General features: G+C 64.6%; 10 protein-coding genes. 3 read left to right on the top strand and 7 right to left on the bottom strand.

The genetic code is table 11. The annotated features are described in order from the left end of the window. Positions 1–2: 2 nt before the first annotated feature. Both cydB and ACQCSV_RS08865 read right to left on the bottom strand, forming a co-directional pair. The gene (cydB, locus tag ACQCSV_RS08870; RefSeq protein ID WP_354154317.1) at positions 3–1,052 is read right to left on the bottom strand and encodes a cytochrome d ubiquinol oxidase subunit II; all 1,050 of its coding nucleotides are present in this window, start codon (positions 1,050–1,052) and stop codon (positions 3–5) included. Positions 1,053–1,074: 22 nt separating this feature from the next. After that, complete coding sequence (locus ACQCSV_RS08865) at positions 1,075–2,667, bottom strand: cytochrome ubiquinol oxidase subunit I (protein ID WP_354154318.1); 1,593 nt, start codon at positions 2,665–2,667, stop codon at positions 1,075–1,077. A 261-nt stretch (positions 2,668–2,928) separates the two neighbouring features. Between ACQCSV_RS08865 and ACQCSV_RS08860 the strand changes: the two genes are divergently transcribed. Further along, entirely contained in the window at positions 2,929–3,315 is a 387-nt protein-coding gene (locus ACQCSV_RS08860; protein WP_354154319.1) for a BlaI/MecI/CopY family transcriptional regulator, read from the top strand. Positions 3,316–3,321: 6 nt separating this feature from the next. Further along, positions 3,322–4,335, top strand: coding sequence for a M56 family metallopeptidase (locus ACQCSV_RS08855; protein WP_354154320.1), 1,014 nt, complete (start codon positions 3,322–3,324; stop codon positions 4,333–4,335). Between the two features lie 96 nt (positions 4,336–4,431). Here ACQCSV_RS08855 and ACQCSV_RS08850 read toward each other — a convergent pair whose 3' ends face one another. After that, positions 4,432–6,540: a DNA topoisomerase IV subunit B gene (locus tag ACQCSV_RS08850; RefSeq protein ID WP_354154321.1), complete on the bottom strand. Its 2,109-nt coding sequence runs from the start codon at positions 6,538–6,540 to the stop codon at positions 4,432–4,434. Between the two features lie 256 nt (positions 6,541–6,796). On the opposite strand from ACQCSV_RS08850, the gene ACQCSV_RS08845 reads away from it, so the two are divergent. After that, the gene (locus tag ACQCSV_RS08845) at positions 6,797–7,018 is read left to right on the top strand and encodes a DUF7455 domain-containing protein (protein ID WP_160670061.1); all 222 of its coding nucleotides are present in this window, start codon (positions 6,797–6,799) and stop codon (positions 7,016–7,018) included. Between the two features lie 197 nt (positions 7,019–7,215). On the opposite strand, the gene ACQCSV_RS08840 is transcribed toward ACQCSV_RS08845, so the two are convergent. The 4 genes from ACQCSV_RS08840 to ACQCSV_RS08825 all read right to left on the bottom strand — a co-directional run bounded on the left by ACQCSV_RS08840 (position 7,216) and on the right by ACQCSV_RS08825 (position 12,465). Further along, positions 7,216–8,517, bottom strand: a complete 1,302-nt coding sequence (locus tag ACQCSV_RS08840; RefSeq protein WP_282330436.1) for an RNA polymerase sigma factor — start codon at positions 8,515–8,517, stop codon at positions 7,216–7,218. A 271-nt stretch (positions 8,518–8,788) separates the two neighbouring features. Continuing rightward, positions 8,789–10,024 carry a DUF4192 domain-containing protein gene (locus ACQCSV_RS08835; protein WP_354222900.1) on the bottom strand — a complete coding sequence of 412 codons (1,236 nt, stop codon included), beginning with the start codon at positions 10,022–10,024 and terminating at the stop codon, positions 8,789–8,791. Positions 10,025–10,108: 84 nt separating this feature from the next. Beyond that, complete coding sequence (locus tag ACQCSV_RS08830) at positions 10,109–11,458, bottom strand: MFS transporter (RefSeq protein ID WP_354154323.1); 1,350 nt, start codon at positions 11,456–11,458, stop codon at positions 10,109–10,111. 68 nt (positions 11,459–11,526) lie between these two features. Further along, on the bottom strand, positions 11,527–12,465 hold the full coding sequence (locus ACQCSV_RS08825; RefSeq protein WP_354154324.1) for a PAC2 family protein: 939 nt from the start codon (positions 12,463–12,465) through the stop codon (positions 11,527–11,529). Positions 12,466–12,525 lie beyond the last annotated feature (60 nt).

Raw genomic sequence — 12,525 nt, 5'->3', positions numbered from 1 at the left:
GGTCAGCCCTTCGTGGTGAACGCCCTGACGGCAATGGCCGGCAGGAAGCTGTGGGCTACGGGGATCTGGGACGCGTTGACTCGGCGCCGGAACACCCAGTAAGTCCACGCCTGGTAGGTGACCACCAGGGGCAGGCCAACAGCTGCCACCACGCTCATGAGCCCGAGCGTGTAATCGGACGACGACGCGTTGGCGACGGTGAGATCAAACGCAGGGTTCAGTGTGGAGGGCAGCACCACGGGGAAAACGGCGCCGAAAATGGATGTGCTGCCGAGGAGGAGGAAGGCCCCCATCGCCATAAATGCCCTGCCTTCGGATCCGCGCCGGGCCAGGAACCATGCGGCTGCTGCGGCCACCACGGCCACGATCACCGCTGCCCAGGTCCACGGCTTGCCCTCCAGGAACTGGAGGATGAGTGCCCAGCCGGCCAGGGGCAGCAGCAGGACCGGAAGCAGCCGGACGAACCAGCGGCGCGCACGGTGGCGGATGTCGCCGTCGGTCTTCAATGCGAGGAACGCCAGCGCGTGGAGCAGGGAGAATCCCACCACGGCCAGCCCGCCCAGCACGGCGTACCCGCTGAACCAGGCGAACGCACCGCCTTCGCGGTCACCGTTCGCGTTCAGCGGCAGGCCGGTGGTGGTCAGGGCCAGTGCGGCGCCGACACCGAACGCGGCAAAGAAGGAGCCCAGCGCGATGGCCCAGTCCCAGCGCGCGCGCCACGTGTCGGTGTCACCCTTGCCTCGGTATTCAAACGCCACGGCACGGAAGATGAGGGCTACCAGCACTACCAGGAGGGGGAGGTAGAGGGCGGAAAACAGCGAGGCGTACCACAGCGGGAACGCCGCAAACGTTGCGGCCCCGGCGGTAATCAGCCAGACCTCGTTGCCGTCCCAGACCGGGCCGACGGTGTTCAGCAGTACGCGACGCTCGGTGTTGTTCCGCGCGAACAGTTTCATCAGCATTCCCACGCCGAGGTCAAATCCTTCAAGGAAGAGGTATCCGGTCCAAAGCACCGCGATGACGATGAACCAGATGGTGGGCAGCAGTTCCATGCTCGAGTATCCTCTGCTCTTCTTAGTAGGCGAATGCCAGGACGTCGCCGGCGGGTTTGCCTGCGCCAGGGCCCTTGTCGGTGTCCCCGTTTTCGTCGGCCGGGGTGTGGGCCAGTTCCGGCATCGCGGATACCACACCGCCCCGGATGAACTTGACCAGTAGTTTGACCTCAACCACAAGCAGCGCGGCATAGACGGCGGTCAGAACGATCAGTGACGTCAGCAGTTCACCGGCCGACACTCCGGGTGAGACGGCTGCTGCGGTGAACATAAACACCTGGTCGATGCCGTTCAGGTCCGGGTTGGGGGCCACCACAAACGGCTGCCGGCCCATCTCGGTGAAGATCCATCCGGCCGCGTTGGCGCCGAACGGGGCCAGGATGCCGAACACCGCGAGGCGCATCAGCCAGCGCGATGCCGGTACCGTGCCCTTTCTTGTGACCCAGAGCGCCAGGAGCGCGGCAAGCGCCGCTATACCCCCGAAGCCGATCATCATCCGGAAGCCCCAGTACGTGACTTCCATGACCGGGACGTACTGGATCTCCTGGCCTGCCCTCTCGCCGTAGATCGGGTTGTCGGGCAGGTGGGTTCCGTAGTCGGCCTTGTACTGGTCCAGGAGGCTGTTGACGCCCTGGACCTCGGTAGTGAAGTCGCCCTTGGCGAGGAAGGACAGGATGCCGGGTACTTCGATCACGGCCTTGATGTCATCGCAGTTCTTGGAGCCCAGGTTCCCGATGCTCAGCACGGAGAAGCCCGTACCGTCGTGGCAGGCGGCTTCGGCCGCGGCCATCTTCATGGGTTGCTGCTCAAACATCAACTTTCCCTGGAGGTCGCCGGTCAGTGCGGTGCCGGCGAACGAGATCATGGCGACGACGGCGCCGATCCGCAGGGAGCGGATCCAGACTTTGTAATCGGTCCGGTCACGGCCGGGGATGGCTGCTTCACCGGGAATCACCTTCCCGTCGGCGCCGACGGCGTCGACTCCGTCGGTGCGCCTGCGCCAGAGGTGGTACCAGGCAATGCCGAGAAGGAAGCCGCCGGCCACGGCCAGTGCGCCCATCAGGGTGTGCGGGAAGGCCACGAGTGCAGTGTTGTTGGTGAAGACTGCCCAGGCGTCCGTCATGACCGGCCGGCCGTCGATAATCTTCGCGCCCACGGGATGCTGCATCCAGCTGTTGGCTACGATGATGAAGTACGCGGAGAACACCGATCCCACCACGGCCACCCAGAGGCAGGCCAGGTGGATGGCTGGCTTCAGCTGCTTCCAGCCGAAGATCCACAGGCCCAGGAACGTGGACTCAACGAAGAAGGCCAGCAGCGCCTCCAGCGCCAACGGCGCCCCGAAGACGTCTCCAACGAACCGGCTGTACTCGCTCCAGGCCATGCCGAACTGGAACTCCTGCACAATGCCGGTGGCCACGCCCATGATGAAGTTGATCAGGAAGAGCTTGCCCCAGAACTTGGTCATCCGGAGGTATTCCTCCTTGCCGGTGCGGTGCCAGAGCGTCTGCATCACGGCGACCACCAGGCCCAGTCCGATGGTGAGGGGCACCATCATGAAGTGGTAGACGGTGGTGATGCCGAATTGCCAGCGTGCGATTTCCAGAGCTTCCACAGCAGTCCCTCGGTTGGCGGTGCTACTTTTCTACGGTTCGTAGAACTTTGACTTCTACAGAGTGTAGAACAATGCGGCCAGCACTGTAAACCAACAGTTCCATGAGGAAATGGCGCCCACAAGGCCGCGGCGCGCCGACTGTTCTACCGTACGTAGAAACTCAGCCGAAAAACAGGTAAATTTGTTCTTGTATATGTAGCGCTGGTGCAGTCACCGCGGCCGTGAACGGCCCGGTGCGGGGAAATCGAAGGATGTATGGCAATGGCAAGTCTTGGCGAACTGGAACGGGCAGTGATGGATCTGCTCTGGGCGGGCCACGAAGCAGCCACAGCGAATACCCTGCGCGACAGACTGGCAACAACCACTGAAGCTAGCGGGGATGCCGCAGGGCATGAGGGCAAGGAGCTTGCCGTCACAACAGTCCTGACCGTCCTCTCGCGGCTCGAGAAGAAGGGCCTGGTGGAGCGGGAACGCGGTACGCGGCCGCACCGCTACCAGGCCGTTTCGAGCAGGGAAGACCACACGGCGGAACTGATGCATGAAGTCCTGGGCTCGGCGCCCGACCGCGAAGCCGTGCTGGCACGGTTCATCGGCTCCGTGACGGACAGTGAAGCGGAAACCCTGCGCAAACTGCTTGGCCACATCTAGGGGACCATGTTCTGGACCTCGTACCTGCTGGCGGTCCTCGCGATAGTCCTGGCGTGGCCAGTGCCTATCCTGCTTTCCCGTGCCTCCTGGCCTGCACGGTCACCATTCACTGCCATGCTGCTGTGGCAGGCAATAGCACTCGCGGGCGGACTGTCCATGATCGGCGCCATGCTGGTCTACGGGCTCGAACCGATCGGAGACAACCTCATCTCGGGGCTGCACGGGCTGGCGGCCATGGTCCTCTTCAACGCGCCCACCACGGCACTGGGCTTCTGGCATCTCTTCGCACTGTCCGCGGCGGCGCTGCTCACCGCCCACCTGGTCTTCACCCTCCTGCTGACGTACTACAGGATCGAACGGCAGCGGCGTCGGCACCGGGAGCTCCTGGCCCTGTTGGCCGCCCCGTCCGTTGACGCAGACCGAACAGTGGTCATCAGCCACGATTCACCTGTTGCCTATTGCCTGCCGGGCGGGGCCCGCTCCGTTACGGTGCTCTCGGACGGCCTGATGGCGGCTCTGGAGCCGGCCGAATTAAGGGCGGTCCTGAGCCACGAGAATGCCCACCTCAACCAGCGCCACCATCTCCTGCTCTGGGCGTTTGCCGCGTGGCGCCAGGCGCTCCCCTGGCTGCCCACCACCCGCCTCGCGCAGGAGGCGGTGAACTCGCTGATCGAAATGCTGGCTGACGACGTAGCACTCAAGACGGAAAGCAACGCCACGCTCATCAAGGCGATCGCCATAGTGGCCAGCGGCCCCACCGGAGGTATGGCCGCTGGTACGGCGACGGGTGTGGCTGCCGCCGCCCTGCCGTCCGCGCACCCCGGCCTTGCCCTGGATGGGCTTGAGGCGCCCGCCGGCGCCGTCTCAGGTTCTGCCCGGACCACCATGTCCCGGGTCAGCCGGCTGCTGTCCCCTCAGCCGCAGCTTCCTGCCGCCGCCCGCGGGCTGGTGCTTGCCGGCTGCGCCCTGCTCCTGGCCCTGCCCACCGCCCTGCTGATCGTGCCTGGCCTGCTGGGTTGAAGCGCGGCTACTGAACCTCCGCATCGGCTGAATCCCGTCACCGACTGAATCCCCGCTTGTGGGCTTTGCCGTCCTGGGCCGGACCGTCACCGGTCGTCAGGCGTCGATCCGCTCCCGGTCCAGGCTGGAGGCGCCTGCGATGATGAAGTCTTTACGGGGGGCCACATCGGATCCCATCAGCAGGTCGAACGTGTCCTCCGCGTGCTTGGCATTCTCGATGCCCACTTTGCGCAGTGTCCGGTGCCGCGGATCCATGGTAGTTTCGGCCAGCTGCCCGGCGTCCATCTCGCCCAGGCCCTTGTACCGCTGGATCGGCTCCTTGTAGCGCTTGCCTTCCTCGGCCAGCCGGGCCAAGAGCACGTGCAATTCCGTCTCCGAGTAGGTATAGATCATGTCATTGGCCTTCTGCCCGGCGTTGATGACCTCCACCCGGTGCAGCGGCGGCACGGCAGCATAGACCCTTCCGGCGTCGATCATGGGGCGCATGTACCGGAAGAAAAGCGTCAGCAGCAGCGTCCGAATGTGCGCGCCGTCCACGTCGGCATCGGTCATCAGGATGACCTTGCCGTACCGGGCCGCGTTGATGTCGAAGCTGCGGCCCGAACCTGCGCCCACCACCTGGATCAGCGCAGCACATTCGGCGTTGGACAGCATGTCTCCCACGGACGCCTTCTGCACGTTCAGGATCTTGCCGCGGATGGGCAGCAGCGCCTGGAAGTCCGAGGACCGCGCCAGCTTGGCAGTTCCCAGCGCCGAGTCACCTTCCACAATGAACAGTTCGGAACGGTCGACGTCGTCCGTCCGGCAGTCGGCGAGCTTGGTGGGCATGGACGAGGTCTCCAAGGCGTTCTTACGCCGCTGGGTCTCCTTGTGTACCCGAGCGGAAATCCGGGACTTCATCTCGCTGACGATTTTCTCCAGGAGCAGCGCTGAATGGGCCTTGTCATTCCGGTTGGCTGAGTTCAGCTTCGCGGTGATCTCCTGCTCAACGACCTTCGCGACGATGGCGCGGACCGCGGAGGTGCCCAGGACCTCTTTGGTCTGGCCCTCGAACTGCGGCTCGGCCAACCGGACCGTCAGCACAGCCGTCAGCCCGGCGAAGATGTCGTCTTTCTCAATTTTGTCGTTGCCGGCCTTCAGCTTGCGGGCGTTGGCCTCCACTGCTTTCCGGAACGTCTTGACCAGCGCCTGCTCGAAGCCTGACTGGTGGGTTCCGCCCTTGGGCGTGGCGATGATGTTGACGAAGCTGCGGACAGTGCTGTCATAGCCGATGCCCCAGCGGAGCGCCACGTCCACTTCACAGTCGCGTTCAACCTCGGCGAGCTGGCTGTGCCCGCGCTCGTCCAGTACCGGCACGGTTTCCTTGAATTTGCCTGAACCGTGCAGCCGCCAGACGTCGGTGACGGCGGGATCGGCGGCCAGGAACTCGACGAACTCGGACAGGCCGCCGTCGTGATGGAACACCTCTTCGTGGCCCGCCGCTTCACCGGGGGTCCCTGGCAGCCTGCGTTCATCGCGGACGGTGAGCTTGAGCCCCGGCACCAGGAAGGAAGTCTGCCGTGCCCGCGCGGCCAGTTCGTCATAGGAGAACTTGGCGTCCGGCGTGAAAATCTGACGGTCGGCCCAGTAGCGGATCCGGGTCCCGGTCACACCACGCTTCGCCTTGCCTACCACGTCCAGCACGGAGCCGTCCACAAACGGCGCGAACACTGCCGACGGGTCCAGCTTGGATCCCTGGTCCTTGAAGCGCCCCGGCTCGCCGCGCCGGAATGACATTTTGTAGGTTTTGCTGCCGCGGTCCACTTCAACGTCCAGGCGGGCAGACAGGGCGTTCACCACGGAGGCGCCCACGCCGTGCAGGCCGCCGGAAGCCGTGTAGGACCCGCCGCCGAACTTGCCGCCCGCATGGAGTTTGGTGAAGACCACCTCAACGCCGGTGAGCCCCGTCTTCGGTTCCACGTCCACGGGGATGCCGCGGCCGTCGTCGTGAATTTCCACGGAGTTGTCCGCGTGCAGGATGATCTTGATGTCGTGGCCAAAACCGGCAAGCGCTTCGTCCACCGAGTTGTCGATGATCTCCCACAGGCAGTGCATCAGCCCGCGCGAATCGGTGGAACCGATATACATGCCGGGGCGCTTGCGGACGGCTTCGAGGCCCTCCAGGACAGAAAGATGCCGGGCGGTGTAATCGGAACTTGGTGCCACGGGTTGTGAACTCCTTCAGTGACGGAACAGCTGGCGCTGCGGGCGCTGCATCAAGCCTAGTCGGCGCGGCAGCAGACGGGTGGCTGCCACACGTGGCCAAGGCTGTGCGCCGGCCCACTCGTTATCCTTCCGTGACGGAAACCTGCGCCTTGATGAATTCTTGTGGCTACGCGGACAGCGAACTTGACCCGTCCTTGCGATGGAATTGCTACGAATACTGGTTATATAGACATACAGATCTACTAAGGAGGCCGACATGACAACAGCAGTGGCAGACCGCACACTCAACGCACTGGACCGGTGCGATCGCTGCGGAGCTCAGGCATATGTCCGCGTTGTACTCGAGTCCTCCGGCGGTGAGTTGCTGTTCTGCGGCCACCATGCCCGTGCAATCGAGGCTACACTGAGGCCGTTGAGCTCCGACTGGCACGACGAGACGGGCAGGCTTCACGAGAAGGCTCCCGTGGCCGTCGACTGACTAGGCGCACCAACCTTTAACACCAAAGAAGAGGACTCCTCCAGCCGGAGGGGTCCTCTTCTTTTTTATGGAGACCAAGCATTTCTTTGCTGTGGAGACCACGCGTTGAATCCCAAAGCGGACAACGCGGGTCCCCTCCTCACCCCTCAACCCGAAGATGATGGGCGGAAAGTGACCCGCGCTGCCTGAGTCCCGATCTAGTCCAGGTAGTCCCGCAGCACCTGCGACCGTGACGGGTGGCGGAGCTTGGACATGGTCTTGGATTCGATCTGGCGGATACGCTCACGCGTAACACCGTAGACCTTGCCGATCTCGTCTAAAGTCTTCGGCTGGCCGTCGGTCAGGCCGAAACGCATGGCCACCACGCCGGCTTCGCGCTCGGACAGGGTGTCCAGAACGGAATGCAACTGTTCCTGCAGGAGCGTAAAGCTCACGGCATCAGCGGGAACAACGGCCTCAGAGTCCTCGATGAGGTCGCCGAACTCGGAGTCACCGTCTTCACCCAGCGGGGTGTGAAGGGAGATCGGTTCGCGGCCGTACTTCTGGACCTCGACGACCTTTTCAGGAGTCATGTCCAGTTCGAGGGCCAGTTCTTCGGGCGTGGGTTCGCGGCCCAGGTCCTGGAGCATCTGGCGCTGCACGCGGGCCAGCTTGTTGATGACTTCGACCATATGCACCGGGATGCGGATGGTGCGGGCCTGGTCTGCCATGGCACGGGTGATGGCCTGGCGGATCCACCATGTGGCGTACGTGGAGAACTTGAAGCCCTTCGTGTAGTCAAATTTCTCGACAGCACGGATCAGACCCAGGTTGCCTTCCTGGATGAGGTCCAGAAACAGCATGCCTCGGCCGGTGTAGCGCTTGGCCAGTGAAACCACGAGGCGGAGGTTGGCTTCGAGCAGGTGGTTCTTGGCGCGCTTGCCGTCGTGGATGACGAACTCAAGTTCACGCTTGAACTTGGGTTCCATCGAGCCGTCGTCGGCGTTGATCTTCTCTTCGGCGAAGAGTCCGGCTTCGATCCGGAGCGCGAGGTCGACTTCCTGCTCGGCGTTGAGCAGCGCCACCTTACCGATCTGCTTGAGGTAGTCCTTGACGGGGTCAGCCGTCGCACCGGCCGACATCACCTGCTGGACAGGGGCATCGTCGTCATCGGCATCCGAGTAGACAAACCCCTTGCCCGTTGCTGCTGAGGCGGCCTTGGCTGCGTTGATCTCGCTGTCATCGGCGATGTTGATGTCGTCGAGGTCCTCCTCAACGTCCTCATCATCGTCGCCGCGCGCGGATTTTCCGGCTGCTTCGGCAGCGGCTTTGGCGCCGGGCTTGGGCCCGCGCTTCTTGGGCTCAGGCTTGCCGTCCAAACCGGCGTCACCGGAGGCATCCTTGATGGCTTTGTTGGCTGCCCGCGTCGCTGCTCGCTTGGCGTTCGTTGCAGCCTGCTTCGCCTCAGGGGACAAATCGTCCTGGGCGGCGGGTTCCTTCTTCGCGGAAGACGGGGTCACAGAAAACCTTTCTAGCGGCGGTCTGTGGAATCACCATACGGGCAACACCACTATGACCCTGTCAAGTCCGTGATAGATATCAGGTGCAACCACGGCCGGCAGAGTCTACAAGTAGAACTGCCGGGGCGGCCATAATGTTCCCTGCTGGGCTTCATCACATGCACTTGATTCACGGACCCAACCGGGTCTCGGCAACCATTGTCTCATGGTTTTCCCAAACCCGACCTCAAGGCGGTCCCGTCCCGGTCCCCACGGGTAAGGCTACAACGGCTCAGGCTGCATCCGGTTCGAATTTCCGCCATGCGGCTTCCTTCCGTGCGGCCCAGCCGCAGAGGGTGCCGCGCCGCACCAGCTCAAGCATCAGTTCAGCGAGCCGGTAGCCTGGTTCCTCCTCAAGGGAACGGCCGAAGTACGCGGCAGCGTACGACCCCCGCCCCCTGCACCACGCGATCCACCCACGTCCGGTCAGTGCAGCCGCACCGGCCTGACCGCCGCACGCCGACAGCTGTTCCAGCACTGCGTCAAGGCTGTTAAGGGTGTGCCAGGCAGGAACAACAGGGTCCAGCCCCAACAGGACTTCGCCATACCCCGGAATACCTGGGCAGCACGGCCCGGCTGGCTCCCATCCTGCCGCTCCGGCTCCGGACTTTAGTCCGGAAGGTTCGAAGCCCAGGAGCGCAGGCCCCACCGGAGCCAGGATGCAGCCGGCATCGAAGATACCGAATTTCTCTGCTCCCGCCAGGGCAGCCGCCTGGCCGGCGGCGGCCATCACCAAGACGGCGTCACGCCAGGCCGGGACACGGAGCGACGCGCGCAGGTAGCCAATCTCGTTGACCGGCAGCACCTGACCAGGCACGTTGGCCAGCCGGGCCTCCCACTGGACCATCAGCCGGCCGAACTGGTCCCTGCTCCCCCGGCGCAGGTCCAGCTGCTCCGCCCACGTTTCCTCGTGGGCAAGGATGGCGGTCCGGTCCTCGCCGGAAAGCGTGGGCGGAGGGTGCGCACCGTCCTCTGGTGCGGGCCCGACGCTGCTGCCGCGGAAAACCATCTCGGCGTTGAGCATGCTGTCCCGGATCACCTGAACGGACCGGCCCGGCGAGGGACAACAGGACGGGTCGGTGCAATAGGCATCACGCCAGTAGGCGTCACCGACATACCAGGCGTCCCGTACAGGCATCCCCGCGGCCCCTAAGACCGACTGCAGTGCGTCCAGTAGCCCGCGGTAGGTTCCTGGAGGTTCCATCCAGCCGTCGTTGGTGAAGCAGGCCAGCAGGGCGGCGTCGGCATCGCCGTCAGCCCGGAGATAGCCGAGTACCGTGTGGGCGTAGCCCCTCGGGTCTGAGAGGGTTTCCGGACCTGGAAGATCCAGCCGCAGGGTTGCGCCCAGCCGGTTCCCGTGCAGGGTCATCGCAACCAGGCTGTCTGCCGGCCAGTAGCCCAGGGAGTGCGGGATGAAGCCGAGGATGTCTTCGGGGCCTCGGACGGTCAGGTGTTCTGAAGGTTTCATGGTTCAAGTCTTGGTTCAGCCGGTGGCGCGCGCCTGAAAAAACCTGGGCCATGTGGACAAGCGACCTGATGTGGAGGAAGAGTCTTAGCGGTCCTTGTACTCGGATGGCTGACGCCGCCGGGCCAGGTTGGCCCGCCGCTGCTGCGCCATGGCCCGGAGGAGCGGCGGCACCACAACACCCTGCGCGGCCATTTGACGACGTACTTTGCGCCGGCAGACCAGCGTCATGGCGGCGCCGAAGCCCAGCAAAAGGAACTGCACGCTAAGTGCGATCCGGAACGGCTCGAGCCCGTACAGGACGCCGTCGGAATAGCCGCTGGCCAGCAGGACGTCCAGCACGAGGCCGACCAGGAAGATCGCCACGAGGGCCGCGATGAAGCCGCCCACATTCACGATGCCCGTTGCGGTTCCGATCCTGTGCGCCGGATTAAACGTCCGCGCGAAATCAAACCCGATCATCGATCCTGGCCCCCCGATGGCCAGGACCACCACCAGGCACGCCAGCAACCACAGCGGGGAGCGGCCAGGCGTCACCAGCACGGCGGCCCAGGCAGCGGCCGTGGCCCCGGCGATGAGCAGCACCATGGTGGACCGGCGAAGTGGGTGGCGGGAAACGAACTGCCCGATGAAAGGGCCCACGGCCATCGCCGCCGCAACGTACAAGGTCATCAGGCCGGCCACGGTTGCGGCATCCAGACCCTGTCCCGAGATCAGGAACGGATATCCCCAGGTCATGGCGAACACCGTGCCGCTGAACTGGATGGTGAAGTGGCTCCACATCCCCAGCCGGGTACCCGGCTGGCGCCAGGCCCGCGCGAGCGAGGCGCCGGTGGCCTTCAACCCTTGCTGCGGCTGGGGGGCGGGCGCACCGGGCGGGTGGTCCTTCAACAGGACCAGCACCAGCACCACCGCCAGGCCCGCCATGCCCGCGAGCATCAGGAAGCCGGGAGTCCAGCCGAAGGAATGCAGGACGAAGGCGAACGGCAGCACACTGAACAGCTGCCCCAACTGGCCCGACATGCCCGTCAGCTGCGTGACCAGGGGAACCCGGGAAGGCGCGAACCACAGGGGAATGAGCCGGATCACGGAAATAAAGGTCATGGCGTCGCCGGCGCCCACAAGAACCCGCCCTGCCACACCGCCCGGGACGGTGTCGGCGAAGGCCAGCTGGAGCTGCCCAAGTCCCATGAGGACGGCCCCGCCGGCGATCATGATGCGCGAGCCGAACCTGTCCACCAAGAGGCCGACGGGGATCTGCAGGCCTGCGTAGACCAGCAGCTGCAGCACCGTGAAGAAGGAGATGGCGGACGCGCCGGCATGGAACCGCTCGGTGGCTTCCAGCCCCACCACACCGAATGAGGTGCGCTGGGAGACGGCCACAAGGTAGGCGAAGATGCCGATGCTCCAGATCAGCCAGGCTCGGGGTGCAGTCACCCCCTCATTATGCCCGGGCTGCTGCTCCGCCCCGGGCAGGCGTCTGCCAAGCGGACTCCGTGGGCCGGCTACGGGTGAGGGTTCTCGCGGGCCAGGTAGGCCTCTACTGCCGCGCCCAGCTCGTCCCCGTTCGGAAGTTCGTCATTTTCATCGGCCAGGAGCGAGCGCCGAACGGTACCCTCGGCCTTCTCGTCGTACCGCTCTTCCAGCCGGGCGACAACCTGCTGCACATCTTCCGAGGCTGCGACCTGTTCAGCGATCTGGCGGCCCACTTCCCGGCCCGCCTCGCGCAGCCGGTCCGCCGGCAGCATCAGGGACGTCGCGGCACCGAGGAATTCAAGTCCGGCTACTGCGGCCGGCGGGTATTCCGCGTCGGCAAGGTAGTGCGGAACGTGGATCACGTAGCCGGCAACATTGCGCTCAGCCTCCATCAGCCGCAGCTCCAGAATGTGCCCCACGGCAGCCGGAACGTCGACGGTGGGCTTCCAGACGGAAATGCCCTCGATCAGTTCCGGACGGTTGCCGTGGACGGTCACGCCCACCGGGCGCGTGTGCGGCACAGGCATGGGAATGGAGTGGATCCAGGTCACCAGGTTCACGTCCAGCTTTTCCACAATGCCGACGACGGCGCGTGCGAACCGCTCCCATTGAAGGTCGGGTTCAAAACCGGCCAGCAGCAGGAAGGGGCTGCCGAGCCCGTCCGTCAGCTTGTACAGCGCCAGCTTCGGCTGCTGGTAGTCCTGCAGATGATCCTCCACGAAGGAGATGTGGGGCCGCCGCGAACGGTAGTCGATGAGCTGGTCAGCGTCGAACACAGCCACCGGCTCGGCGTCGAGGGTGTCCAGGAGCTCCGCATTGATCTGCCTCACCACGTGGCCGGCATCGGCAAAGCCGGTGAAGCCCATCACCAGGTTCAGCCCGCTGAGCGCCGGGCTGTGGAACAGCTCGATGTTGCTCGCATAGAGCGCATCGGGGTCCAGCAGCGAACCGGAAATCCGTTCAAGCACGGCGTCGTCCTTTCAAGGAGTCGGGTGAATATCTTGTACAACACGTTCAGGCACCCCGGA

The sequence above is a fragment of the Pseudarthrobacter sp. S3 genome (assembly GCF_050156905.1).
GTDB lineage: Bacteria > Actinomycetota > Actinomycetes > Actinomycetales > Micrococcaceae > Arthrobacter.
This window is presented reverse-complemented; position numbering and strand designations above follow the sequence as displayed.

Bases quoted from the DNA above. Each gene is read 5' to 3' on its own strand.
- ACQCSV_RS08845 (WP_160670061.1), top strand. From the start codon at position 6,797: ATGACAACAGCAGTGGCAGACCGCACACTCAACGCACTGGACCGGTGC.
- ACQCSV_RS08855 (WP_354154320.1), top strand. From the start codon at position 3,322: ATGTTCTGGACCTCGTACCTGCTGGCGGTCCTCGCGATAGTCCTGGCG.
- ACQCSV_RS08835 (WP_354222900.1), bottom strand. From the start codon at position 10,024: ATGAAACCTTCAGAACACCTGACCGTCCGAGGCCCCGAAGACATCCTC.
- cydB (WP_354154317.1), bottom strand. From the start codon at position 1,052: ATGGAACTGCTGCCCACCATCTGGTTCATCGTCATCGCGGTGCTTTGG.
- ACQCSV_RS08860 (WP_354154319.1), top strand. From the start codon at position 2,929: ATGGCAAGTCTTGGCGAACTGGAACGGGCAGTGATGGATCTGCTCTGG.